Raw genomic sequence first — 23,600 nt, 5'->3', positions numbered from 1 at the left:
ACCTTCAGGTTATGAGGCCGAAGGTCTGCCGGGCTGGAACCGGTTCGTCCTATTTGTACGCCACAGCTACCCAGCAACCATACCTGCGCACTTGGTTTCTTTCTTGCCGGAGCAGCCTACGATCTTATTGCCCAGACCGATCATGGTTCGGGGCGGAGGCATGCGCGGCAAAGACGAAAAGATTGGGATCGAGGCATTTGGGTCGGCAGGTTCCAGCAAAATACCGCGGGCGAATCGCCGTCGCAAGAACCGTGGCATGCCGCCGCCCGCGACGTTCGATATCGATACGCTGCCGGGCAGCTCTAATTTGACGGCATTTGAGGCGGCCGCGGTCATCCGGCGTACGCCCGGCGCGTTGGAGCAGTGGCGGCGCAATCCGAGCCACCCGCTGAAATGGCGCTACGTCGATGGCCGCCCCCTCTATCGTGTCGATGCGGTACGCGACTATCTGGCCAAGTGCGATAAGACCACTAAGATGCCTCAGCCGCATAATGCTCACGGAGACGGCCGAGGAGCTCGGCCTTGATCGGGTCAAGCGGATTCGTCCGCTGCAGGCGCACGATTTTGCCGACCCGTTTCGCGCCGACCAACTCCGCAATGTAGTCGTGAGCCGCTTCGAACGCCATTTTGCGGATGATCCACTGTTCGTCGTGATTGTAGACCTGATCGATTCCGCTTGGCCTTTGCCCGACACACAGCCGCTGGATTTCGTTGTCGTAGCCGCAGCGAGACATGACGGTTCGTAAGCTGCGCCTTAGGTCATGCATGGTAAACTTGGCAACACCCGCTTCCTTGACCAGGCGGTTGACCATCTTGGTGAACCCGGACATCTGGCCGCCGGTCTTTGGTGACGGGAAGACATAGTCGGACGTTGCGCGCTGGAAGTGTTTGGCGGCCGCGAGCACCTCGTTTGCGAGGTGGGTGCGCGGCACGTCGTGGTGCAGGCCCATCTTGGTCCACGCCGCATCGAAGGTGATACGGTCATCCATGATGTGCTTTCGCCACTCGATCATGGTAGGCTCGCTGCGGCGCGGGCCACCGAGCAGGCACATGCGAGCCAGGAGACCAAAAGCCCCGAGCTTGCCGGATGCATCCCAGACTTTGATGATTTCCTCATCGGTCAGCGCGCGGCCCTTCGTTCGGCGTCCGACCCTTTGCGCGCGGGTTTCCTTGGGCGCGCGATAGCCGGCGAGCACGTTGTGCTCGACATAGCCCTCACCGACGCACCATTCGAGCAAAGTATGCACGTGCTTGCGCAAGTCCTTGGCTGCACCACGCTTGCCGGTCTTGGCAATCTTATCGACCGCAGCCATGATCTGCCGTCGCGTCAGGTCCCCCACGCCGCTCTCGGCGTGATCCTTGAGCCCGCGCCGCAGCGCCGACATTGCTGGCTTCCAGTTGACGACTTGACGTTCGGTCATAGACGTCTGGTAAGGACCATCTTCAACAATGAGGGTCGCGAGCGTGGTGCGCTGCTTCTCGGCTGCCTGTTGCCGCCTCGCCTCGCGCTTCGCGTCGTTCGGGTCCAAGCCCTTGACGACTTCGCCTGCGGCGATGGTGGCGGCCTTGCGGGCGGCCTTCTCATTATATTTGGGCCACGCGCCGAGGGTCTTGCGCTGGGTCCCCCTCACCCCCGGCTTGGTGAAGAGGTAGACCCAGGTCCGGCCGCCGGTGGCGCGCATGCGCAAGGCGAGGCCGGGCAGCTTGTCGTCGTGGAGATAATGCTGCGCCTTACCCGGCGGCAGCGTTGCGTTGCGGATCACCGCATCGGTGAGTGTCAGCTGGTTGGCCGGCTCCGTCATGATTCCTTCCCTCTCTCTGTGCCCCAGTGTGCCCCGCAAGAAGGGCGGTGAGCCTCGAACAGAACCGGGTCTCAGACCTCCCCCGTTTGTGTGCCCCAAGGGAATATCCGCGGCGGGCACAACGGGGGCATACAAAATGTAGTAAGGTCAGGTATGGGCTCTTATAGCCGCAGTAGGCCATAACTCTCATTAATTTAAGGAGTTTTTACACCTCAACTATGGCCGGATTTGGTTAGCTCGGGTCTACGGATTGTGGTTCACACGGGAGAGGTCCAAGGTTCGATCCCTTGTGCGCCCACCATCCACTCCCCTGACCCCATGCTGGTTGCGGACGATCATCACGCCTGGAGGTGTTCGGCGCCGTCCAAATCAAAAATGTCGAAAACAACCCCATGCACAGTAGCCGACGTCAGTCGGATCAATGCGTTACGCCTTTTCCGAATCCCGCTTGCTCCGTCGGGCAAAACAGGGGCATGATGGCATGATCCCGCGACAGGCCGGCGTGCGGCTCTAATGAGCCATCAGGACAGGCAAATCCGCGTGTTCCATGATATAGCTGGTCGCCCCACCGAAGATCATTTGCCGCAGGCGAGTGCGGGTGAAGGCTCCCTTGATCAAGAGATCGCAGCCGTGAGCCCTGGCGGCATCGAGGACCGCCTCTCCAGTGTCGCGATTTTCCAGTTCAACCGTTATCACATGGGCTGCAATGTCATTGTACCGCAGCTGTTGGACGATCCGATCGGCAGATGGTCCCGGTACCGCTTGGCCGCCAATAACGGTTAGGACCGATACCCTTTCGGCCGAACGAAGCAACGGCATGGCAAACGCATTTGCCCGAGCTTGCTCGGTACTACCGTTCCAGTGGATCATGATGTTCGTCGCGATGCTTCTTGATGCGTTCAACGGCGCCAGCAGGACCGGCCTGCCGCTCTCGAACAACGCGGATTCGATCGCGCGACGGTGGGGGCCCGCAGCATCAGCGTCAGACCGTGCCATCACGATCAGATCGAAAGCGCGTCCATAACTCCCGACGAAGTCTTCGCCCTCAGGCGCGTTTTCCAACCAGCCGCAGCATGCTCCGCTCGATCCCGCAGCTGCTCGAGGAATATCGTGCCTCAGCATGAATGCCTCGAAAAAGGTGCGCATGTCGTTCAATTCGGCTTCGCTCTTCTCCTGGTACGAATCTACAGGAATGCCGGTGGCCAATTCTGCGGTTAGATATCGGGGGATGCCGAACCGGAGTGGAAAAGCTTCGACGTAGGCGCCGAAACGTTGCGCGAGGCCCACGACGACATCGAGCGTGGACGGCATCATCGAAATATTCTGGAGCGGGACCAAGAGCGTCTTCATTCGTACCTCCCGGTGTTTTCGGTGAACATAGACGTAAGATGCCTAATCTCACTTGGGATAGCGGCGACCATGGTTTCACCTTGCGAGCCGTTCCGGTTTGTCATCGACCACGGCAAGGCTTCCGGTCATGCGGCCTGCTCGAGCCTCGTATCGATCTCCTGGCGCAGCGCGGCGAAGTCGATTGGTTTGGTCAACAGATCGGCTGCGCCGCTCGCCAGCGCTTTACGCTTGGTCTCCGCGTCACCGTAGGCCGTGATCATGATGACCGGTACATCGGGGTGGGCCGAGCGCACGATAGGTAGCATCTCCAGCCCGCTCATTCCGGGCATGTTGATGTCGGACAGGATCAGAATCAGGGTGGCATCCTCTATCTCGACCGCACGCGCCAGGGCCGCGGGTGCGGACGATGCGAACTCCATGAGAAAGCGGCCGGCGCGCAAATCACGCCGAAACTGCTGGCGGAACAACGCCTCGACGTCCGGCTCGTCGTCGACGACCAATATGTAGACGCTCAAGTTCTGCCTCCGGTCTGCAGTGGTGCCGCCAGCGTACGCGGCAGCGTAATGATGAACTCGGTATAATCGCCAGGCGCGGTATCGACTTCGATGCGGCCGCCGTGCTGCTTCACAACGATATCGTGACAGATTGACAGGCCGAGTCCGGTTCCTTCGCCCGCGGGCTTGGTTGTGAAGAATGGGTTGAATATCTTCTCTCTCACGTCGGCTGGGATGCCGGCGCCATTGTCGCGAATCCGGATTTCGACGGCACCGCCGAGACTTGTGGTCGTCGCGCGCAGCCTCGGCTCGAAGCCGTCGCCGACGGCGTCCTTTTGTTTGCTCGCCGCGTAGAATCCATTCGAAATGAGATTGAGGAACACCCGCGTGATCTCCTGCGGATACAGCTCGAGCGCCCCTGCAGACGGATCGAGACTCCTTTCAAGCGTGATATTGAAACCGGCTTTTTCAGCGCGCGCGCCGTGATAAGCAAGATTGAGACTTTCCTCGATGATGGCGTTGATATCGGCCGAGCGGCGTTCGCCGGACCCCTCGCGAGAGTGCAGAAGCATATTCTTGACGATGGAATCGGCGCGCTTTCCGTGCTGCACGATCTTTTCCAAATTGCCTTGCAGCGTTTCTATCAGCGCGTCGATGTCCCGCCTTGCTGCCTCGCCAAGTGCGACTGCGCGCAGCCCGTCGCCGAGCTCGTCGATCAGTTCGGAGGAAAGCGCCGCGAAGTTATTGATGAAATTGAGCGGGTTCTTGATTTCATGTGCAATGCCGGCGGTAAGTTGCCCGAGCGAGGCAAGCTTCTCGGTCTGGATCAACCGATCCTGCGCATTTCGTAATTCCTCGAGCGATTGCGACAACTCCATGGTGCGCTCGCGCAGTTCATTCAGGAGGCGCGCATTCTCGATCGCGATCACGCCCTGGTGCGCGAAATTGGACACGAGCTCGATCTGCTTGTCTGTGAAGGGTTTAACTTCCTGGCGAAAGATCGTGATGGTGCCGATCAGTTCGTCTTCCTTGAGCATCGGCACGATGACGAGGGTCCTTGCGCCGGCAAGGTCGGCAAGCGCGCGAACGTTCAGGTTGCCTTCGACGTAGGGCGGCTGAGTCCTGATATCGTCGATATGAACCGTCTGATGAGTTTTCTCGACGGTGCCGAGCCCGCTCGCCGGATGTGGGCGAATGCTCTGGTATAGCCGGGTATCGACATAGGCCTGCGGCGCGTTGTGAAGTGCGACCGTGCGAAAGCCGCCGTCCTCGTAGAGATTCATGGTGCCGAAGCCGGCGCCGCAAATTCGCGTCGCATTCTCCAGCATCTTATGGAAAACCGGAGTCAAGGCGCCCGACGAAGCGCTTATGATTTCCAGCACCTCCGACGTCGCCGTCTGTCGCTCCAACGATTCGTTCAGTTGCTCGAACAGACGCACGTTGCCGATGGCGATGACAGCCTGATCCGCAAAGGTCTGCAAGAGGTTGATCTGCTTCTCGCCGAATGGGCGCACCTCCGTGCGACGCAGCACGATCGCACCCATGCTCTCGCCTTCGCGCAAAAGCGGCACACTCAGAACGGTACGAACGTTGGAGCGAAGCGCAAATTCCCGTCCTGTCGGGAATTCCTCCCCTTCGGGCCCGAGCAGGTCGTGCACATGAACGGTACGGCGGTCGATAATGGCCCGGCCACTGGGCGATTTGACATTGATCAATCGCCGGCTCCACACCACGGGGACTTGTCCATGGTGCGCCTGGACAACGATCTCGTTGCCATCCCTCAGAACGACCAGCGCATCATATGCCTCGCAAAGTCCGCAAGCGCTTTCCACGATGGCCTTGAGCACCGGACCGACCTCGGTCGGCGAGGACGCGATAACCCGCAGGATATTGGCGCTGCCGGTCTGGTACGTCAGCGCCTCAGACAGGTCTCGCGTCCTGGTCTGCAATTGTTCGAAGAGCCGTACATTCTCGATGGCGATCACGGCCTGGTCGGCAAAGGTCGCGACGAGTTCGATCTGCTTTTCCGTGAAAGGCTGCACACGCCTGCGGGCGATCACGATCGCGCCGATGGGCTCGTTCTCGCGCAGGAGGGGAACGCCGAGCGCCGTGCGCTGACCAGCCATGGTAATGGACTCGCGCAGGCCGTATTCGGGATCGGCCGCGACATCGAGGACTTGCACCGGACGGCGCTCGAGCACGGCCCGACCTGTGACCGTGCCCTGTCCGGGGGCAATCGGGTGCCCCCGCAGAAACTCGATGTAGTCCTCGGAGAACCCTACCGCTGCTCCGGCCAGATATTCATCGCCCTCGCGGCGCATGATGAATGCCATCTCCGCTTCGCACAGCCGCGCCGCCGAATCGACCAGCGTGTTGAGCACGGTTTGCAGGTCGAAGGTCGAGCGGCTGATCACCTTCAGCACATCGGCAGTCGCAGTTTGCTGCTGAAGCGATTCGGCGAGATCGCGCGTCTTCGCCTGGACCTCATCGAACAGCCGCGCATTCTCGATGGCGATAACGGCCTGATCGGCGAAGGTCTGCAGAAGTTGCACATGATGTGGGGCGAAGGTACCGGGCTCGACCCGCGTGACGCTGATCATGCCGATCACCGCGCCGTCGGTCGTGAGCGGAACGAACAACATGCTGCGAAAGCCGCGGGCGCGCGCGATGAATTTAATCTCGTTCGTCAGCGCTTCGGTGTCGGGGGTCGGTACCACGTTACCTGCCTGGGTTCTTGCGAAACCCTCAAAATCGGTGATCGCCCTCGGAAACATATTCTTCAGAGCCTCGTCGGCGGCAGAATTCGTCGGCGTGAATGCACTCAAGTGGGCAGTGCCGTCGATGAAGCGGAATACGGCCGTCGAAAAGCCGCCGAGCAAGGCGTTGGCCCGCTTCGCGATTGCATCGAATACCGGCTTCACCTCTGATGGCGAGCTGGCGATGATCTTGAGAATGTCCGCGGTGGCGCTCTCGCGATCTTGTGCGGCGCGCAATTCGGCCAGGAGCCGCGCGTTCTCTTGCTGCAAATCCGCCACCACGTCCTGAGGAAGCGCGGCCATGATGAAAATCCACGTCGCCAGCCGGTTCGGGCCGACTTAAAATCTGATCAAGGAAAGCGTCAGGAATTATTCCACTCTCGGGTCCTTCCGACCAGACGTATCTTGAGTTGATTTTCCATCAGCTACGCGTCGGCCCGATCCTCGGAAATACCTCGGCTTCCTCCCGGCGGTGGTCTTGATCGCGCCGGATCTCGGGAGCTCAAGGTTTGATCCCTTGCGCGCCCCCCAATCCTCCTCCTGAACCATGCCGATTGTGGAGATCATCGACGCGTGCGGCGGACAAGCCGCGCGCGATGACGGAGCAAGCTTCAAGCAGCCCGCTGCGGCCTTAAGGCTGCGTAGAGACCGACGAGGGTCCCGATGGCGACCAGCGCCGCCGCCAGCAGCACCTGCAATTGCCCGTCATCGGTGGGGCCGACGGACGACACAAGCCTGGTCACGACGACGAACAGAATGCCCACCGAGGCCGCTGCGCCCACGCACAGATGCGCGAGCTCCCGCGTCAGGTTGCCGCCGAGAAGTCCGAGTGCCGTAAAGTACATCGCGCAAGCGTTGGGGTGAACGAACAAGGCAACGCGCGCGTAAGGACCGTAGGTGTCGAGGAGGGACTCGCATCGGCTCAGTGCCGCTTTTGAGGCGACCCGCTGCAGGAGCGGTCTGAAGAAACGCGCCTGTCCGTAACTCAAGACGGCGCCCACGATGATGGCCAGCCACGCCATGATGAAAACGGGCATGTCCGCGGACTTCGGACTGAGCGCCACCGACATCAGGATGAGCGCGGTCCCGGGAAAATAGCCAAAGTAAGGGAAGACCGACTCCAGCAGCACGCAGACGAACATGAAGACCGGAAACCACGCTGAACCGGCCGCGCCCTGGACGACGGCGTTCAAGTCGAAGACGTTTGTCTTGTACAGGACGAGGTACATGCACATGGCGAGGCCCGCCAGTGCGTAGAACGGCAACGCTCCCGACAGAAACCGTTTCATTCAACTATCAGGCTTCGTGTCACGGACACGGCGGGAGCCATCTTACGCAATCGATACAATCTCGATCTCCTGCGTGCCCGTCCCCACGACGTCCCCCACCGCCTTCCCCATCAGCGACCTCGCGACCGGCGAGACGAAGGAGATCGAGCCGGCCTTCGGATCGGCCTCGTCCTCGCCGACGATGCGGTAGGTCTGCACGCGGCCGTCGGGGCGGCTGAAGGTCACCGTGCTGCCGAAGGCGACGATGTCGGTCGAGGTCCGGGTGGGCATGACCTGCGCCGTGCGCAGCCGTTCCGTCAGATAGCGGGCGTCGCGCAACGGCACGGCCGACTGTCGGCGCTTCTCGTTGACGTCGTCGATGGCTTGTGCGGCCTCATAGGCCTCGCGCGCTTGCTGGAGCTGCATCTGCAAGGCCTGCAGGCCGGCCTCTGTCACGAGGTTCGGATGCGGCGAGATCGGGCGATCCGGCAACAGCGTCTCGGACGCGGTCTCGGCGCTTTCTTCCTTGGTAAAGGCGACGCTCAATTCAAGAATCCTGTCGAACTGTCTGGTCGCGGCGCCACACGCCGCCGTTAGCCCGGATTATATCTCAAGTGCGACGAAACGACGGAGCTTGACGACGAGATCCGGCATCGCTTGGCGGAACCGGGTCGCGTTCTGGAAGCTGGTGGAGAACGGCGCGAAGGTGATCATCGCGTTCCAGTGCCGGTAACCATAGACCGTCACGGAAGCGCCGGTCGCCGGGAAATCCTCGATCTTGCGGAGCTCGCCGAGCACGAGATCGGCAATCGCTTCCGCCGGCAGCAATTGCCTGCCGTCCGGCGTCGTGACGATCTTTACGGGCGGTTCGGCCGGCTCGGTTGCCGCGGGCGCGGCATTGGTCGCATGGTCGGGCTTGGGCGATTCGGCATCGGGGCTCGACGCCGCGACCGGCTCGAATGCATGCGTCGGGGCCGTCGGTGGAACCTCGGTGAGCGGCGGCGGAGCAACGATGTCTGCGCGCTTGTTGCCTCCGAGGATGCTGCTGATCATGGCCACGAGGCCAGCATCCTTCACGTCGTCGCTCATTACGTCCCCCGGCACGCCCTTCGGCTTTGACGTACTTTAGCACCGCTCCGGCAGACCGCCACAATGGTTATGCAGTCCGCCTTTGCTTGACCAGGCCAGCTCGCCTGCGGTCCATCCTTCGAGACGCCCGCCTGCGGCGGGCTCTCAGGATGAGGTTACGTCTTGCGGCGAGATGTCAGGCCCTCATGGTGAGGAGCCCGCCCGCGGGCGTCTCGAACCATGAAGGTCATGCAATCCGTCACTGCTTCTCGAACGGAATATATTGCTGGTACTGCTTCGGGACCGAGCTGCGGTAGCGCGCGGGCACGGTGCCGCTGTCGATCGAATGATCGATCTCCTGCTGCCGGGTCATCTTCTTCTTTGCCGGCTTCTTCGATGCGCTCTTCTTGGAGTCGGATGGCTGGCTGGTATCGGTGGTCGCGCCCGGCGCCGTCGTCGCGGCTGGCGCAGTGGTTGTCGCCGCAGGCGCCGCGGTGCCGCCGGCGGCCGGTGCGCTCTGCGCCAGCGCGAGCGATGATTGCGCGAGAAGCGCCAGCGCTGCTGTCGCAGCCAGCAAATACGAACTTTGCATCAGAACCTCCAAAAATTGACCTGACCCAAATGAGGAAAAGCGTAAGCTTTCGGGAGAGGCGCGTGCAAGTCCGCCGACGGTAAGTCGAAAGCAGGTGGCGAACTGTGGCCGAGATCACATTACTCGCCGCGGCTTGCCTCATCATAGGCGTATGTTGAACGCGGTGCCCACTGCGGACACCAAGACGAGCACGACTAAGTGTCGGACAAGTCGCGGAACACGCAAGTTGAGCTGGTGTTCCTCATCCCACCGTTCTCGAAGGAGACTGAAATGCGTCGCACCATCCTCACCCTCGCATCGTTCGCGGCCCTGATGGCCGCGATGGCCCCGACGGCCCAGGCCCAGCCCGCACCCGACAGATATTGCCTGCAGGGCCGCATCTGGGGCTATCCCGGCAACTGCCAGTTCGCGACCTATCAGCAGTGTCAGGCCTCCGCCTCCGGCACGTCGGCCTATTGCGGCGTCAATCCGCGCTACGCGTTCGCGCGGCAGCGCTACTACTGATGTGGTTGCGGCGTGCGCGCGATCACGCGCGCCGCCACAATTTTCACGTGAAGACGATCGCCGCGCCGACGGCCCGGCGAGTCGACATCGCACCCGCGGCTCGCGCGCACCGATGACGAGAATGTTATCCGTCATCGCTTCGGGAAAAATTTGCAAAGCGCGACCGCAGCTTGCCCGCACCCCTCCGCTTCGGAACAGCATCGACACCGCGCACAGTGTGAAGCCGCGGCTTGTGGCGCGCCAAAATCCCTGATCTAGCTTCGCCTGCATATTCTGCTGCAAACAACTTTAGCTTTATTCGTTCCGTCGTGACTTTTTCAGGGAGGTGTTTTCAATGAGCAGCCGCCACGCAATTGCTCCGCGCGGATTGAACGCAACCCGTTCGCCGCTTTCGCAAGGCCGCTTCGGCCGCATGTTTCGCAAGCTCACTCCGGCAAAATTCGGCGCCAGCGACTCCGCCAACATCGCCAACCTTTCGGCGCTGGCCGACAAGATGGTCGGCAAGTTCGATGAGCCCAAGGACGGACCGGACGCGGAGGAGAGCGGCATTCCCTCGCTCTACACCTATTTCGGCCAGTTCATCGACCACGACATCACCTTCGATCCGGTCAGCTCGCTGACCAGGCAGCAGGATCCCGACGGGCTCGTCGACTTCCGCACGCCGTCATTCGACCTGGACAACGTCTACGGCCGCGGGCCGAACGACCAGCCCTACATGTACGACGGCAACAAGTTCCGCCTCGGCGAGAAGCTGAGCGGCACGGGCGTGGCCGACACCCACGACCTGCCGCGCTTCAAGGGCCGCGCGCTGATCGGCGATCCCCGCAACGACGAGAACAGCATCGTCTCGCAGTTCCAGGCGTTGATGCTGCGCTTCCACAACCGCATGGTCGACGACAATGACAGCCTGTCGTTCGAGGAGGTGCAGCAGCGCGTCCGCTTCCATTATCAATACGTCGTGCTGAACGATTTCCTGCCGCGCATCGTCCACGCCAGCGTGCTGGACGAATTGAAGACCTCGGGGCACTACGACCGCAGCAAGCTCGCCAACTACCACTGGAAGACCTATCCGTTCATGCCGGTCGAGTTCTCGGTCGCGGCCTATAGGCTCGGCCACTCCATGATCCGCCCCGGCTACCGGCTGAACGATGCGGACAACATGCTGCTGCAGATCTTCCCCGATCCGAACAATCCCGATCACAACGCACTGACGGGATTTCGTGCCATGGGCCCGGGACGCGCCATCGACTGGGGCCGCTTCATCGATCTCGACACGCGGCCTTACGGCGTCGAGGACGACGACACCAATCCCGACAACAAGCGCCGGCTGCAGTTCGCCTATCGCATCGACGCATCGCTGGTCGATCCGCTGCGCAAGCTGCCGCCGGAGGTCGCATCCAATCCGGCCTCGCTGGCGCTGCGCAATCTCGAGCGCGGCTGGCGGCTCGGCCTGCCCTCGGGCCAGGCTGTCGCCAGGGCGATGAACCTGACGCCGCTGACCGACGATCAGATCATCATCGGCAAGGCCGTCGACGAGCCCGGCCCTGACGATCCGCAAGCGCCCATCGCGACCATCGCGAACGGCGTGTTCGCCGGCAACTGCCCGCTGTGGACCTACATCCTGGCCGAGGCGCGGCAATTCCAGATCGCCGTGACGATTCCGGCTACCGGCGCGCCGGCAGGCGGAATCAACACGCCGCAGCTCGGCCCCGTCGGCGGCCGCATCGTGGCCGAGGTCTTCCTCGGCATGCTGTTCGGCGACAATTCCTCCGTGCTGTCGCTCGACCCGCAATGGACGCCGGTGACGGGCCCAAGCTTTGCGCTGAAGGACCTCGTCGCCTACGCGCTCGGCCAGGGCGATCCGCTGCATTGAGCGCGGGACGGAAGACGATGCAAGGGCCGCTCGCGTCACGCGGGCGGCCTTGTACTCGCCAGTCGCGTCCGGTTTGCTCTTTGAAAGCGACATTGAAAACGACATGCATCATGTCGGCCTTGGGCCAGAAGCTGACCTCGCGATTGGCTTATGGGCCCGGCATCATCATGGTCGGCTTTTCCAGCAGGGAAAAGTCATAGCCCTCGCAGCTAACATTCGGGTTGGTGGGCGCAAACATGCCGAGCGGGTTGTCCTTGAACAACCAGGCATGCAGATCATAATGCACAAACTCCTTTGGAATGAGCGGCTCATGTCCTTCCATCGGGCCCATAAAGGGTTGGTCGAAGAGAGAGGGACGCTGCGTGGTATCCGCCGTTAGAGGCACCAGCCACTCAACAGCTACGAGCTTCAATTCCTTGCCCACGGGCTCGTAGATCAGGACGTTGGGCTTCATCGGATCGGGAGCGCCTCGCACCGTGAGATTGACAAAGTGCACTCCCATAGCGCCTTTGGCATACTCCATGTGGTGCGGTATTTTCTCGCCAGAATAATGCACGCAGCCCACCGTCGAGAGGTAGCGGTCGCGCACGGCTACCTTGTAGTCCTGGTATTTCTCCAGCGATTTGCGCAACGCGTCGAGTTGAGCCTTGTAAGGCTCTTCTGCCGCAATTGGTCCGAGTGCTGCACCGAGAAAGGCAAGACCCAGCGCGGCGACGAAGGTACTACGGACAGATTTGCGCATGTTCCCTCCTGGCTTTTCATCAATGCGGTGTCGGAATGAGCTGACCTAACCGAGGGTGAGCGTTTTTGCCATTTCCAACAAGGCGGTAACAACCTCGTGGCCCGCCAATCGCGATGGAAAAATGGTGGTACTCCGTCTTGGGCGTACATGGGCCTTGGATCGCTCAGCCGACGGACCGCGTTCTTCATCGCTCGACTGTGAAGAGGATGTCTCAATCGGGTCATCAGCAGTCGTTGTTGGTCAGGCGGGCGACTCCCGCCTTGTCCTCGATATCCGACGCTTGAAAGCACACGCCCTAATGCGCGGCCCCTAATCCATTCTCCTCCAGCCGCGCTGCGAACCAGCGCGACATCGAGTCGTCGACGAGGCCGCTGACATAGACTTCCGACAGCGTCACGTGCTGCTTGTCCAGCACCAGCAGCACGCCGATCCAGTAGGGAAACCAGACATGCACGTCGGTCAGCGCCCGCAGCTTGTGCTGGTCGTGGTCCAGCGGCGTGTGATTGTTCGCCTTGCGGATTTCGACCGTGAGCAGGTTGTTGGGAATCTCGCGCTGGTGCACGGCGACGTCGGGGTAGATCGACTTGCCCAGATGGTCGTCCGTCGAGATGATGGTGCCGTGCGGCAGATGCAGCGTGCGCTCGCCGAGCCGGTCGTAATTGCAGTCGACGGCCCAGCCCGAGAACTGGCGTTCGAGATAGACGGCGAAGCGATGCGTGATCGCGCGCTCGCCGATGTCCTTCTCGAACAAAAATCCTTCGTGGGCATAGAAGTCCTGGAGCGCCGCGATCACCTTGTTCAGCTCGGTCTGCATCGTGCCTCCGCCGCAGCGCGCGCCTCACTCTCAGTGTCGTCCCGGCGAAAGCCGGGACCCATACCGCGAGGTCTATCGAGTGCGCGCGGTGCGCGTACCGGCCCCCGAATCTTCGCCAAACCCCTCCCTGGGGTTATGGGTCCCGGCTTTCGCCGGGACGACGTGGGGAGAGAACTTGGTCAACCAACCTACATCTGGACTTCGATCAGCCGCGGCCCGGGCTCGGCGACGGCTTCAGCCAGAGCCTTGTTGAACTCGTCGGCATTGGTGACGGCACGGCCGGGGACGCCCATGCCCTTGGCCAGTGCCACGAAGTCCAGCGTCGGCCGGTCGAGGCGGAGCATGTCGTTGGCGCGCTGTCCGGGTTCGCCGGCGCCGACATTGTCGAACTCGCCGCGCAGGATCTGGTAGATGCGGTTGGCGAACACGATGGTGACGATGTTGAGATTCTCGCGCGCCTGGGTCCACAGCGACTGGATCGTGTACATCGCGCTGCCGTCACCGACCATGGTGATGACCTTGCGGTCCGGGCAGGCGATCGCAGCCCCAATCGAGAGCGGGGTCGAGAAGCCGATCGAGCCGCCCATGTTCTGCAGCCAGTCGTGCGGAGCCGCCGCCGCGGTCGGCGGGAAGAAGCCGCGACCGGTCGTCAGCGACTCGTCGACCATGATCGCGTTCTCGGGGATCGCGCAGGCGATCGCCTGCGCGATCGAGGCGAAATTCAGCGCGCCGGTCGGCTTGACCAGTTCAGCCAAGGCCTGCGGCTTGACGTCCTTCGCGCTCGCCTTCACGGCACCGGCCAGCGCCTCGAGCGCGGCGACCGAATTCTCGCCCCAGGAGGTCATGCGATGCACCTCGCAGCCCTCGGGCTTGAGCATGCTCGGCTTGTTCGGATAGGCGAAGAAGGCCACGGGATCGTCGGACTCGACCAGCACGATGTGACGGAACTTCGCCAGCATCGGCAGCGCGTTCTCGATCACGTAGTGGATGCGGTCGATCGAGTAGCGGCCGCGGCCGCGCGCCATCTTCGGGCGGAAGGTCGGGCCCATCACGGTGCAGCCGGTCTTGCCCGCGATGCGCTCGGCCAGCGCCAGGCCCTGTTCGCTCAGCGCGCTGCCGGTCATCAGGAGCAGCGTACCCTCGCCGTCACCGTGCAGGATCTTGGCGGCCCGCTCGACCGCCTGCGGCGAATAGCTGGCGCGCTGCTGCTCGGCCGGCACCTCGGCGATGCCGTCGGCCTCGTTCCAGGCGGTGTCGGCGGGCAGGATCAGGGTCGCGATCTGCCCCGGGGCGCTTTTGGCGGCGGCAATCGCCGCGGCGCCGTCGGCGGCGACGGATTTGGAATTCGGCGAGGTCCGGACCCAGGACGACATCGGCCGGGCCAGGCCCTCGATGTCGGAGGTCAGCGGCGCGTTGTAGTCGATGTGGTAGACGGCATGCTGGCCGACGATGTTGACGATGCCGGAATTCGCCTTCTTGGCGTTGTGCAGGTTGGCAAGGCCGTTGGCGAGGCCGGGACCGAGATGCAGCAGGGTCGAGGCAGGCAGGCCCTTCATGCGGTAATAGCCGTCGGCCGCGCCCGTCACCACGCCTTCGAACAGGCCGAGCACGCAGCGCATGCCGGGAACGCGGTCGAGCGCCGCGACAAAATGCATCTCGGAGGTGCCGGGGTTGGTGAAGCAGACGTCGACCCCACCCTTGACCATCGTCCGCACCAGGCTTTCCGCACCATTCATTCTTTTGCTCCCGCTACCGGCGATTTCCAGTGATCCGTCCGATCAATCATTGTTCGCAGGCCTCGTCAAAGCAATAGCGGCCGTTGCGGCCCTGCCCCGCGCGGCGACGCGGCGGCTTGGCTAACGCCCCGTTCCGATGGGATCGGAACGGGGCATTAGATTCTTGTTTTGACGCGTTTTCTTTATGCGAACCGGTATCCACTTCGCTTGAAAACGCTCTGACGCTTTGCGGCAAATTGGCCCGGTTGCCGATTTGGTAACGCCAATCGTTAAGCATGGCCTGCCTCACGGGGCCGTGGCTTGCGAAACCCTCGCAAATATGGCCTCTGACGTTCGTTGAATCGATTTTTTTCCGGGGGAGACAATGATCCGGTTTTTTGCCGCGCCGATTGCCGCCATCGCACTTTTGACCGCCACGGCCGGCGGCGCACTCGCCGAGGAGTTCGACTCCCGCGACATCATGGGCGGCGGCCCGAACTTCTTCCGCGGCGGCGCGAGCCCGATCCCCCGCTCCACCGTCATGTATAACGGCAATTACGCCCCCGGCACGATCGTGGTGAATACGTCCGAGCGGCGGCTGTATCTGGTGCTCCAGAACGGCCAGGCGCTGCGCTACGGTATCGGCGTCGGCCGCGACGGCTTCCGCTGGGGCGGGGTGCACAGGATCACCGCCAAGAAGGAATGGCCGGCCTGGACGCCGCCCTCGCAGATGCTGGCCCGCCGCCCGGACCTGCCGCGCCACATGAAGGGCGGCATCGAGAACCCGCTCGGCGCCCGCGCCATGTATCTGGGATCGACGCTTTACCGTATCCACGGCTCCAACGAGCCGGAGACGATCGGCCAGGCGGTCTCCTCGGGCTGCTTCCGCATGACCAATGACGACGTCACCGACCTCTACAGCCGGGTCTCGGTCGGCACCACCGTGGTGGTGCTCAACAACTAACCAAGCGCAAACTCTCGTAGGGTGGGCAAAGCCGAAGGCGTGCCCACCACTTCGGTGACGCGATCGCGGTGAGATGGTGGGCACGGCGCTTGCGCGCCTTTGCCCACCCTACGGCAGTGCGCCTGGATAACGAGCCACAGCAGGAACCCGCAGGGCGCGTGAATTTGCGGTCTTGTGTGCGCGGCGCGAATACGGCAGCGTCGCACAACGATGAGCGCATTGGACCTGCCCTCGGCTGCCCTTCGCATCGCCCTGCTGGCGCTCGCCACGCTCACCTGCGTGCCTGACACCGCTACCATGGCCGCCGCGGGCGAACTGCCCGCGATCGCGTCGCGCCAGCGCGCCGAGAAGAAGAGCTTTACCGACAACGAGATCGTCGAGGGTTTTCTCAAGACCGCGTTCGGTGCCGAATATCACCTCGCCGGCCGCGTCGACCGCATCCGCAAGTTCGACGGGCCGGTGCGCGTGTTCGCCGAGAGCGATCGCGCCGACCGCAAGACACAGCTGGCAAAAGTCGTCGCCGACATCGGCAAGCGCGTGCAGCATCTCGACATCGCCATGATCGACAGCAGCGAGGCGGCGAATGTGCGGGTGAAGCTGGTGCGCGACCGCGATTTGTTCCGCACCCTCACCAGCTTCTACGGCGTCGAGAAGGCGCGCGAGATCCGCTCCTCGCTCGATCCGCAGTGCCTGTCCGGCTTCCGCAAGAACGACAATTTCGAGATCGAGCATTCCGACGTCATCCTCACCGTCGACAATGGCGATTTCACCTTCCTCGACTGCGCCTATGAGGAGCTCCTGCAATCGCTCGGGCCCATCAACGACACCGCGAGCGTGCCGTGGACGATGTTCAACGACAACGTCTCGATGGGCTATTTCGACGTCTACGACCAGTACATCCTCAATCTGCTCTACGACCCCCGGATCAAGCCCGGCATGACCGTGCCGGAGGTCAAGGCCGTGCTGCCCGCTGTGCTCGCGGACGTCAGGGCGTGGGTGAAGCGGGTGAATGACCTGAGGGAGTGAGCGCTTGCCCTTCCCTGGAGGGTAAGCGCAGCGTCTCCTCCAGACGTCAGGCCCGTCCTACCAGCCATTGATCCGCGGCCAGACCGCGCTCACTCCGCCTTCCCGGTCCAGCACCTGATAGCGATCATATTGCGCGCCGGTCGCGCAGGCGTGGTTGGTGAGGATGCGGACGCGGGAGCCGATGGGCAGGTCGGGCAGCGCGGCATGCGAGCCTTTGCGCAAGCCGACGATGCCGTGCTCCTGGTTGGCATCGGTGACGATGAGGTCCGGGTACGGTTTCCCAGCGAGATCGCAGACCACGCCATAGCCCTGGTCGAGCGCCTGTTTCGCCGTGCTGCGATCGCGCGACAGCGCCATCCAGCCGGCGTCGACGATGATCCAGCCTTTTGCCTTCTGGTGGCCGATGACGGTGGCAAGCACGGAGAGCGCGAGATCGTCCATCGTCACCGAGCCGACGCCGGCCTGATAGAGATCACCGAACATGAAGACACCGGCGCGCACTTCGGTGACGCCGGTCAGGTCGCGCGCATAGCGCGCGGTCGGTGTCGCGCCGACGCTGACGACGGGACAGGGCAGACCCGCGCTGCGCAAGGCGCTCGCGGCAGTCACGGCGGAGATGCGTTCCGCTTCCGCCGCCTCCGCGATGGCTGCGGGATCGTTCAATGCGTAGCTGTCGCCGGCGTGCAGCAGCACGCCGCGCAAGGTCGCGCCGCCCGAGGCCAGGCGCTCGCCGATGGCGACCAGCGCTGCCGCGTCGGTCGGCGCAACGCCGGAGCGATGGCCGTCCGCGTCGACCTCGATCAGGACCGGGATGGCATCGCCGCTGCTCGCGGCATGCGCGGCGACGGCCTCGGCCTGTTCGATGCTGTCGAGGATCACGGCGAGATCGGCGCCGGTAGCCCGGATGGCAGAGACGCGCGCGAGCTTCGCAGGTGCGATGCCGACGGCGTAGATCATGTCGCGGACGCCGCCGGCCGCGAAATATTCGGCCTCGCGCAGCGTCGAGACCGTTGCCGGCCCCGCGGCAGAGGTCATCGCGATGCGCGCGACCTCCAGTGATTTTGCAGTCTTCAGATGCGGGCGGAAGGCCACGCCGAGACCGGCGAGGTGCACCTTCATCCGCGCGACATTGGCGCGGAGCCGCTGCTCGTCGAGCAGCAGACAGGGCGTTTCCAGAGCCAGCAAGCCTGCACTAGCGGGCATCGGCATATACCGTGGCACGCGACACTCCGAGATGAGCCGCAATGATGTCCGAGGATCGACGTACCTGCATGCAGCCGGCGTCGCGCAACTCGCGCAGCAGCGCGCGGCGATCCTCGGTGTTGAGCGCGCGGGGCGTGGTGGCACGGCGCGCGGCGAACTGGTCGATATGGGCGCGGATGGCGTCCGCACCCACGGGGCTCAGCGACTCGCGCGGGCCGTTCTGCGCATCGACGCTGACAAACTGGCCGATTGCGCTCTGCAAGCCCTGGAACAGCGTCAGGTCGACGTTGAGGCAGAGCGCAGCGACATAAGAACCATCCGCACCCTTGATACCGATGGACGTGCTCTTGGCCTGCCGTCCGTCGGCAAAGCTGTTGGCATAGTTCGAAATCACCTGCGCATAATCGGGGTCGGCGATGCGGGCAAGGCCGAGCTCGGTTGCGGGCTGGCCGACCTTGCGTCCCGACAGATTGTTATGAATGGCAACGATCGCCTGTTTGGGGTCGGTGAGATCGTGCAGCACGACTTCGCAGAACGGGGCCAGAGTCTCTCCCAACCCCTGCGCAATCTGCTGCAACTGATCGAACAGCAGTTTTCGCTCGGCTGCGGACTTGCCCGGGGCTGCTGATTTGCTGCGGCTCATCACTCGGTCCTACTGCACGAGATCGGCAACGGTGGTCGCGGCCTTGAGGCCCGTGCCGGTGAGCACCGCGACCGTAGTCTCGTTTGCCTTGATGGCACCGGCGGCCGAGAGTTTTTCGAGTGCCCCGGCCGCGCTGGCGCTGGTCGGCTCGGCAAACAATCCTTGCCGCGCCAGACGCCGCAGCGCGGCGACGATCTCATCCTCGGTGAGCGCGACGGTGCCGCCGCCGCTCTCGCGCAAGGCGCCGATGATCTCGCGCAGGCGCAGGGGATTCTTGATCGCGGTGCCCTCGGCGATGGTCTTGCTGACCTCGCGCGCGACAGGCGTGTCGACACCGGCCTTGAAGCTTGCGTCGATCGGCGAGCAGTTTTGCGGCTGTGCCGCGAACAGACGCGGCAGCTTCGCGATCTGCCCGGCTTTCAGGAGCTCGCGGAAGCCGAAGGCGCAACCAAGGAGACTGCTGCCGGCACCGACGGGGACGATGACGTTGTCGGGGGCGCGGAAGCCGAGGTCTTCCCAGATTTCATAGGCGAGCGATTTGGTGCCTTCGAGGAAGAACGGCTGCCAATTGTGGCTGGCGTAGAAGGTCTGGGTGGACTGGCGGATGGCCTCGGCCTCGGACTCCTCGCGCGGCCCCTCGACCAGTTGCACCGTCGCGCCATAGGCGCGCACCTGCGCGATCTTGGCCGGCGACGTCGAGGCAGGCGCCAGAATCTTCACCCGCATCTCGCCGGCAGCGCCCAACCCCGCCATCGACGAGCCGCCATTGCCGGACGAGTCCTCCAGAATGGCGTCCACGCCGATCTGGCGCAGGAAGGACAGCATCACGGAGGAGCCGCGGTCCTTGAAGCTGCCGGTCGGGTTGAACCATTCGAGCTTGAACAACGGGCGCAGCTCGCCCCAGCCCTGCTGGACCAGCGGCGTGCAGCCTTCGCCGAGCGTGATCGGGTTCGCGATCTCGACCGGCAGCGCCGCCCGGTAGCGCCAGAGCGAGCGCGTCCGGCTGTCGATATCCTCGCGCGATATCCCCGCGCCCGGCGTCACCAGCAGCGGCGTGCGCTCGTCCGAACACCAGCGCGGCTGGTCAAGGGAATAGAGCTTTCCGTTGCGGGGATCGATGTAGCTGGCGGCGGGCATGGCGAGCTCCGGGGCAGAGGCAATCTATACGAATTGTCTGATTATATACGTTTCGTCTAGCCTCGGCAATCGTCACGGCAACCCCTTGAAACCAGAAAAAGTAAAATTATTTCAAATCCTTAGATCTATCCTCAGGTCGAACGGCAGAATTCTGCCGGAGCGACGAGGTGGCCTTCGCGCGAGCCGGACCTGCCGGTCGATGACGGGAATTTGGCCGCGAGCGGCCCTGCCCGCGCAGCACGATTAACTTGTCTGTCGTGCCTTGCCGCTACAATATGTTGGATTGAGCTTGCGCCGCCGGTGGTCTGCACCCGTAACGCAAGCGAGCCAGGCCCGTCCAAGCGGCGGGCCGTTGGCTTTTTGGGAGCCTGGACATGAGCCGCGCGAACCGTACCGACCACATCCGCCTGACCTCCCATCCGGAGCCGGGCCGGAAGGCCGCCTTTCCGATCCATTGGGGGGCAGCCGACGCGCGCGCCCGCGGGCCGATCATCGGCACGGTGTCGCGCGCCGGGGATCGCAACGTGATCGGCAGCCATGGCGGGTCCTATGCGATGTACCGGGCGCTCGCGGTCTCCGCCGGCGCGCTCGACCCGATCCGGCGCCCGGATCTCACCAACACCTTTCCGGCCGCGACCATCGGCCCGTTCGAGCAGTGGCGCGATCCCGCAAAGATCGTCGCGCTCGATCCCTGGGGGCACCTCGTCGCGGAGAATTTCGGCAAGGACATCGCCGAGGGCGTCGACATCCGCCCGAGCATCGCGGTGACGCGCGCGCGGCTCGACCTGCCGGAGATCCGCGAGGCGCTGGCGGCAAAACGCCTGCGCGCCGACGGCGAGGTGGTGCACGCCAATGGCAGCGTCTCGGTGGTGAAGATCGCGATCGATCCGGTCTGGTACCTGCCGGGCCTTGCGACGCGTTTCGGCACCGGCGAGACCGAGCTGCGCCGCACGCTGTTCGAGCAGACCGCCGGCATGTTCCCCGAACTCGTGACCCGGCCGGACCTGAAGGTGTTCTTGCCGCCGATCGGCGGCACCACCGTCTACATGTTCGGCGATGTGACAAAACTGCCGGACCATCGCACAAAAATCACCTGCCGCGTGCATGACGAGTGCAACGGCTCCGACGTGTTCGGCTCCGACATCTGCACCTGCCGGCCCTACCTCATCCACGGCATCGAGGAATCCGCGCGCGGTGCGCAGGAGGGCGGGCTCGGGCTCGTCGTCTACAACCGGAAAGAGGGCCGCGCGCTCGGCGAGGTCACCAAATTCCTGGTCTACAACGCGCGCAAGCGTCAGGAGGACGGCGACGCCGCCGCGGCCTATTTCGAACGCACCGAATGCGTCGCCGGCGTCCAGGACGCGCGCTTCCAGCAGCTCATGCCCGACACCATCCACTGGCTCGGCCTGAAGCGCATCGACCGCTTCCTCTCGATGAGCGACATGAAATACGACGCATTGACTTCGCAAGGCATCGACATCGTCGAGCGCGTGCCGATCCCGCCGGAGCTGATCCCGGCCGACGCCTATGTCGAGATCGCCGCGAAGAAGGCCGCCGGCTATTACTCGACCGATATCGCGCCCGAGAAGGACGTCGACGGCGTGGTCGGGCGCTCGCTGGAAAAATACTGATCGCGATGACGGAGAGTTTGGAACTGCAGGCGCGAACGCTGCTCACCGCAAAAGCGGTGCGGGCGCGCGCCGGGCAGATGCTCGAGCTTGGCCTTGCCGGCGGGCTCACACATTTCACTGTTGATCTCAGCCGTATGGATGGGGTTGCGGATGCTGTTCTCGCGGTCACGCGAAGAGCCTATCCGACGCTGGACGTCCCCTTCCACGCGCGGTGGCGGCACTTTGTGCTTGGCGGCGTCGACCGCTGGGCCCGGCTTGCGAACGCCGCATCATGGTCGGATGGTGCCGCGCGGGCGCGCGCCGAGTTCGACCTTGCGATCGTCAGCGTGCTGCTCGACGCCGGCGCAGGCGCTGCGTGGCGCTACCGCGATGCCGTGACCGGCGAAGCCATTGGGCGATCCGAAGGGCTTGCGATTGCGAGCCTCGACATGTTCGCAAGCGGGCTGTTTTCGCACGATGCCCGCGCGCCGTTCAGGGCCGATGCGGACGTGCTGGCAAAGCTGCCCCTCGCGGCCCTCACCTCCGCCTTTCAGGTCAGCGATGGCAATCCGCTGCTCGGGCTTGAAGGACGCACCGATCTGTTGCGGCGCCTCGGCAAGCAGGTCTCGGAGCGTGCGGACGTGTTCGGACTGCACGATACGCCGCGGCCGGGCGGGCTGTTCGATCATATCGCGGCGCAAGCCGTGGGCGGCGCGATCGCCGCGCCCGCCATCCTGTCGGCGGTGCTGAACCAGCTCGGACCGATCTGGCCGTCACGGCTCGAGCTCGCGGGCGTCCCGCTCGGCGATTGCTGGCGGCATCCGGCGATCAAGGCCGACGATGCGACAGGAGGCCTCGTGCCGCTACACAAGCTGTCGCAATGGCTGAGCTACTCGCTGATCGAGCCGCTGCAGCGCGCCGGCTTCGCGGTTACCGACATCGACGGGCTGACCGGGCTTGCGGAATACCGCAATGGCGGCCTGTTCGTCGATCACGAGGTGCTGCGCCTGCGCGATGCCACGGATGCCGAGCGCGCGCATGCGGTGGATTCCCTGCTCGTCGTGGAGTGGCGCGCGCTGACGGTCGCACTGCTTGACAGGCTCGCCGAACTGGTTCGCGCCAAGCTCGGCCGCACACCCGAGACATTACCGCTCGCCAGCATTTTGGAAGGCGGCACCTGGGCCGCCGGCCGCGCCATTGCGTTTGCGCGCCGCCCCGATGGTTCGCCGCCGCTCAAGGTGATCAGCGACGGCACGGTTTTCTAGGTCATGGACAAAGATTTTCGGCCACGCGCGTCATTGCGAGCGCAGCGAAGCAATCCAGAATCTTTCCGCGGTGGGACTCTGGATTGCTTCGCTGCGCTCGCAATGACGATCCGGTGAATTTCAGGAGCAACCGATCATGGAAGGCGTCACGATCGTCGATCACCCGCTGGTGCAGCACAAGCTGACGCTGGTGCGGGACAAATCCATCTCGACAAAGTCGTTCCGCGAGCTGATCAAGGAGATCGGCATGCTGCTCTGCTACGAGGTGACGCGCGACCTGCCGCTCGCCGACACCGTCATCGAGACGCCGCTGGCGACGATGCACTCGGCCAAGATCGCCGGCAAGAAGCTGGTGTTCGTGCCGATGCTGCGCGCCGGCACCACCTTCGTCGACGGCATGATGGATTTGGTGCCGACCGCGCGCGTCGCGCATATCGGCCTCTACCGCGAGCCGCTCAGCTTTGCCGCGGTCGAGTATTTCTTCAAGTCGCCGTCGGATCTCGGCGAGCGCCTCGCCATCGTGGTGACGCCTGTCGTCGCGACCGCCAACACGGCCGTCGCCGCCATCGACCGGCTGAAGGAGCGCGGCGCCAGGGACATTCGCCTCGCCTGCCTGATCGCGGCCCCCGAAGGCCTCGAGCGGCTGCGTGGGCTGCATCCTGATGTGCCGATCTGGACCGCCGCGGTCGACGAAGGACTCGACGAGAACGGTTTCATCCTGCCCGGCCTCGGCGACGCCGGCGATCGCGCTTACGGAACGCGGTAAGCGCGAAG

At 63.7% G+C, this 23,600-nt stretch carries 23 protein-coding genes; 8 read left to right on the top strand and 15 right to left on the bottom strand.

Annotated elements, in window-relative coordinates:
* The first annotated feature begins 160 nt into the window (after positions 1-160).
* Positions 161-526 (top strand): hypothetical protein, encoded by a 366-nt coding sequence (locus tag IQ16_RS11040; protein WP_014492324.1) that lies wholly within the window; start codon positions 161-163, stop codon positions 524-526.
* Here the strand turns inward: IQ16_RS11040 and IQ16_RS11035 are convergent.
* The 8 genes from IQ16_RS11035 to IQ16_RS11000 all read right to left on the bottom strand — a co-directional run bounded on the left by IQ16_RS11035 (position 471) and on the right by IQ16_RS11000 (position 9,330).
* Positions 471-1,802 (bottom strand): tyrosine-type recombinase/integrase, encoded by a 1,332-nt coding sequence (locus IQ16_RS11035; protein ID WP_014492323.1) that lies wholly within the window; start codon positions 1,800-1,802, stop codon positions 471-473. The two genes, IQ16_RS11040 and IQ16_RS11035, sit on opposite strands and share 56 nt — an antisense overlap.
* Before the next feature lie 510 nt (positions 1,803-2,312).
* Positions 2,313-3,152 carry a universal stress protein gene (locus IQ16_RS11030; protein WP_018641674.1) on the bottom strand — a complete coding sequence of 280 codons (840 nt, stop codon included), beginning with the start codon at positions 3,150-3,152 and terminating at the stop codon, positions 2,313-2,315.
* A gap of 125 nt (positions 3,153-3,277) precedes the next feature.
* The gene (locus IQ16_RS11025) at positions 3,278-3,667 is read right to left on the bottom strand and encodes a response regulator (RefSeq protein WP_018641675.1); all 390 of its coding nucleotides are present in this window, start codon (positions 3,665-3,667) and stop codon (positions 3,278-3,280) included.
* Complete coding sequence (locus tag IQ16_RS11020) at positions 3,664-6,705, bottom strand: GAF domain-containing protein (protein ID WP_018641676.1); 3,042 nt, start codon at positions 6,703-6,705, stop codon at positions 3,664-3,666. The genes IQ16_RS11025 and IQ16_RS11020 overlap by 4 nt, the downstream gene beginning before the upstream one ends.
* A gap of 308 nt (positions 6,706-7,013) precedes the next feature.
* Positions 7,014-7,691, bottom strand: a complete 678-nt coding sequence (locus IQ16_RS11015; protein WP_018641677.1) for a membrane protein — start codon at positions 7,689-7,691, stop codon at positions 7,014-7,016.
* 42 nt (positions 7,692-7,733) lie between these two features.
* Positions 7,734-8,216, bottom strand: a complete 483-nt coding sequence (gene greA / locus IQ16_RS11010) for a transcription elongation factor GreA (RefSeq protein ID WP_018641678.1) — start codon at positions 8,214-8,216, stop codon at positions 7,734-7,736.
* A 57-nt stretch (positions 8,217-8,273) separates the two neighbouring features.
* Positions 8,274-8,759, bottom strand: a complete 486-nt coding sequence (locus IQ16_RS11005) for a hypothetical protein (RefSeq protein ID WP_018641679.1) — start codon at positions 8,757-8,759, stop codon at positions 8,274-8,276.
* Between the two features lie 238 nt (positions 8,760-8,997).
* Entirely contained in the window at positions 8,998-9,330 is a 333-nt protein-coding gene (locus IQ16_RS11000; protein WP_026311790.1) for a hypothetical protein, read from the bottom strand.
* A 270-nt stretch (positions 9,331-9,600) separates the two neighbouring features.
* Between IQ16_RS11000 and IQ16_RS10995 the strand changes: the two genes are divergently transcribed.
* Together IQ16_RS10995 and IQ16_RS10990 are read left to right on the top strand one after the other, a co-directional pair.
* Complete coding sequence (locus IQ16_RS10995) at positions 9,601-9,834, top strand: DUF3551 domain-containing protein (protein WP_018643685.1); 234 nt, start codon at positions 9,601-9,603, stop codon at positions 9,832-9,834.
* Between the two features lie 334 nt (positions 9,835-10,168).
* Positions 10,169-11,707 carry a peroxidase family protein gene (locus IQ16_RS10990; RefSeq protein WP_018643686.1) on the top strand — a complete coding sequence of 513 codons (1,539 nt, stop codon included), beginning with the start codon at positions 10,169-10,171 and terminating at the stop codon, positions 11,705-11,707.
* Between the two features lie 148 nt (positions 11,708-11,855).
* Here the strand turns inward: IQ16_RS10990 and IQ16_RS10985 are convergent, their stop codons facing one another.
* The 4 genes from IQ16_RS10985 to IQ16_RS10970 form a co-directional block, all read right to left on the bottom strand.
* The gene (locus IQ16_RS10985) at positions 11,856-12,449 is read right to left on the bottom strand and encodes a hypothetical protein (RefSeq protein WP_018643687.1); all 594 of its coding nucleotides are present in this window, start codon (positions 12,447-12,449) and stop codon (positions 11,856-11,858) included.
* Between the two features lie 295 nt (positions 12,450-12,744).
* The gene (locus tag IQ16_RS10980) at positions 12,745-13,263 is read right to left on the bottom strand and encodes a hypothetical protein (RefSeq protein WP_018643688.1); all 519 of its coding nucleotides are present in this window, start codon (positions 13,261-13,263) and stop codon (positions 12,745-12,747) included.
* A 188-nt stretch (positions 13,264-13,451) separates the two neighbouring features.
* Positions 13,452-14,999, bottom strand: a complete 1,548-nt coding sequence (locus IQ16_RS10975; protein ID WP_018643689.1) for an acetolactate synthase large subunit — start codon at positions 14,997-14,999, stop codon at positions 13,452-13,454.
* Between the two features lie 46 nt (positions 15,000-15,045).
* Positions 15,046-15,276, bottom strand: a complete 231-nt coding sequence (locus IQ16_RS10970) for a hypothetical protein (RefSeq protein WP_080648076.1) — start codon at positions 15,274-15,276, stop codon at positions 15,046-15,048.
* Positions 15,277-15,363: 87 nt separating this feature from the next.
* On the opposite strand from IQ16_RS10970, the gene IQ16_RS10965 reads away from it, so the two are divergent.
* Positions 15,364-15,942 carry a L,D-transpeptidase gene (locus IQ16_RS10965; protein ID WP_018643690.1) on the top strand — a complete coding sequence of 193 codons (579 nt, stop codon included), beginning with the start codon at positions 15,364-15,366 and terminating at the stop codon, positions 15,940-15,942.
* A 210-nt stretch (positions 15,943-16,152) separates the two neighbouring features.
* A complete protein-coding gene (locus IQ16_RS10960; protein ID WP_020607915.1) occupies positions 16,153-16,968 on the top strand; it encodes a DUF2927 domain-containing protein in 816 nt (271 codons plus the stop codon).
* A gap of 57 nt (positions 16,969-17,025) precedes the next feature.
* Here IQ16_RS10960 and IQ16_RS10955 read toward each other — a convergent pair whose 3' ends face one another.
* Genes IQ16_RS10955 through IQ16_RS10945 form a run of 3 tightly spaced genes read right to left on the bottom strand, consistent with a single transcriptional unit; the run spans position 17,026 to position 19,951 of the window.
* Positions 17,026-18,177, bottom strand: coding sequence for an alanine racemase (locus IQ16_RS10955; protein ID WP_018643692.1), 1,152 nt, complete (start codon positions 18,175-18,177; stop codon positions 17,026-17,028).
* The gene (locus IQ16_RS10950; protein WP_018643693.1) at positions 18,161-18,814 is read right to left on the bottom strand and encodes a helix-turn-helix transcriptional regulator; all 654 of its coding nucleotides are present in this window, start codon (positions 18,812-18,814) and stop codon (positions 18,161-18,163) included. Before IQ16_RS10950 ends, IQ16_RS10955 begins: the two co-directional genes overlap by 17 nt.
* Positions 18,815-18,823: 9 nt before the next feature.
* Positions 18,824-19,951 (bottom strand): threonine synthase, encoded by a 1,128-nt coding sequence (locus IQ16_RS10945; protein WP_018643694.1) that lies wholly within the window; start codon positions 19,949-19,951, stop codon positions 18,824-18,826.
* A 374-nt stretch (positions 19,952-20,325) separates the two neighbouring features.
* Between IQ16_RS10945 and IQ16_RS10940 the strand changes: the two genes are divergently transcribed.
* From IQ16_RS10940 to upp, 3 genes are all read left to right on the top strand, one after another.
* On the top strand, positions 20,326-21,582 hold the full coding sequence (locus tag IQ16_RS10940; protein WP_018643695.1) for a GTP cyclohydrolase II: 1,257 nt from the start codon (positions 20,326-20,328) through the stop codon (positions 21,580-21,582).
* A gap of 5 nt (positions 21,583-21,587) precedes the next feature.
* Positions 21,588-22,826 (top strand): URC4/urg3 family protein, encoded by a 1,239-nt coding sequence (locus tag IQ16_RS10935; protein ID WP_018643696.1) that lies wholly within the window; start codon positions 21,588-21,590, stop codon positions 22,824-22,826.
* A gap of 136 nt (positions 22,827-22,962) precedes the next feature.
* Positions 22,963-23,592, top strand: a complete 630-nt coding sequence (gene upp / locus IQ16_RS10930; protein WP_018643697.1) for a uracil phosphoribosyltransferase — start codon at positions 22,963-22,965, stop codon at positions 23,590-23,592.
* Positions 23,593-23,600 lie beyond the last annotated feature (8 nt).

Source organism: Bradyrhizobium huanghuaihaiense, from assembly GCF_007830635.1.
Classification (GTDB): domain Bacteria; phylum Pseudomonadota; class Alphaproteobacteria; order Rhizobiales; family Xanthobacteraceae; genus Bradyrhizobium; species Bradyrhizobium huanghuaihaiense.
The sequence above is the reverse complement of the archived record's forward strand: the minus strand, read 5'-3'. Positions and strand labels throughout refer to the sequence as shown.

Excerpts from the sequence above, each read along its gene's own strand:
- IQ16_RS11040 (WP_014492324.1), top strand. The coding sequence starts at position 161 with ATGCGCGGCAAAGACGAAAAGATTGGGATCGAGGCATTTGGGTCGGCA.
- IQ16_RS11035 (WP_014492323.1), bottom strand. The coding sequence starts at position 1,802 with ATGACGGAGCCGGCCAACCAGCTGACACTCACCGATGCGGTGATCCGC.
- IQ16_RS11030 (WP_018641674.1), bottom strand. The coding sequence starts at position 3,152 with ATGAAGACGCTCTTGGTCCCGCTCCAGAATATTTCGATGATGCCGTCC.
- IQ16_RS11020 (WP_018641676.1), bottom strand. The coding sequence starts at position 6,705 with ATGGCCGCGCTTCCTCAGGACGTGGTGGCGGATTTGCAGCAAGAGAAC.
- IQ16_RS11015 (WP_018641677.1), bottom strand. The coding sequence starts at position 7,691 with ATGAAACGGTTTCTGTCGGGAGCGTTGCCGTTCTACGCACTGGCGGGC.
- IQ16_RS11005 (WP_018641679.1), bottom strand. The coding sequence starts at position 8,759 with ATGAGCGACGACGTGAAGGATGCTGGCCTCGTGGCCATGATCAGCAGC.
- IQ16_RS11000 (WP_026311790.1), bottom strand. The coding sequence starts at position 9,330 with ATGCAAAGTTCGTATTTGCTGGCTGCGACAGCAGCGCTGGCGCTTCTC.
- IQ16_RS10995 (WP_018643685.1), top strand. The coding sequence starts at position 9,601 with ATGCGTCGCACCATCCTCACCCTCGCATCGTTCGCGGCCCTGATGGCC.
- IQ16_RS10990 (WP_018643686.1), top strand. The coding sequence starts at position 10,169 with ATGAGCAGCCGCCACGCAATTGCTCCGCGCGGATTGAACGCAACCCGT.
- IQ16_RS10985 (WP_018643687.1), bottom strand. The coding sequence starts at position 12,449 with ATGCGCAAATCTGTCCGTAGTACCTTCGTCGCCGCGCTGGGTCTTGCC.
- IQ16_RS10980 (WP_018643688.1), bottom strand. The coding sequence starts at position 13,263 with ATGCAGACCGAGCTGAACAAGGTGATCGCGGCGCTCCAGGACTTCTAT.
- IQ16_RS10975 (WP_018643689.1), bottom strand. The coding sequence starts at position 14,999 with ATGAATGGTGCGGAAAGCCTGGTGCGGACGATGGTCAAGGGTGGGGTC.
- IQ16_RS10970 (WP_080648076.1), bottom strand. The coding sequence starts at position 15,276 with ATGCTTAACGATTGGCGTTACCAAATCGGCAACCGGGCCAATTTGCCG.
- IQ16_RS10965 (WP_018643690.1), top strand. The coding sequence starts at position 15,364 with ATGATCCGGTTTTTTGCCGCGCCGATTGCCGCCATCGCACTTTTGACC.
- IQ16_RS10960 (WP_020607915.1), top strand. The coding sequence starts at position 16,153 with ATGAGCGCATTGGACCTGCCCTCGGCTGCCCTTCGCATCGCCCTGCTG.
- IQ16_RS10955 (WP_018643692.1), bottom strand. The coding sequence starts at position 18,177 with ATGCCGATGCCCGCTAGTGCAGGCTTGCTGGCTCTGGAAACGCCCTGT.
- IQ16_RS10950 (WP_018643693.1), bottom strand. The coding sequence starts at position 18,814 with ATGAGCCGCAGCAAATCAGCAGCCCCGGGCAAGTCCGCAGCCGAGCGA.
- IQ16_RS10945 (WP_018643694.1), bottom strand. The coding sequence starts at position 19,951 with ATGCCCGCCGCCAGCTACATCGATCCCCGCAACGGAAAGCTCTATTCC.
- IQ16_RS10940 (WP_018643695.1), top strand. The coding sequence starts at position 20,326 with ATGAGCCGCGCGAACCGTACCGACCACATCCGCCTGACCTCCCATCCG.
- IQ16_RS10935 (WP_018643696.1), top strand. The coding sequence starts at position 21,588 with ATGACGGAGAGTTTGGAACTGCAGGCGCGAACGCTGCTCACCGCAAAA.
- upp (WP_018643697.1), top strand. The coding sequence starts at position 22,963 with ATGGAAGGCGTCACGATCGTCGATCACCCGCTGGTGCAGCACAAGCTG.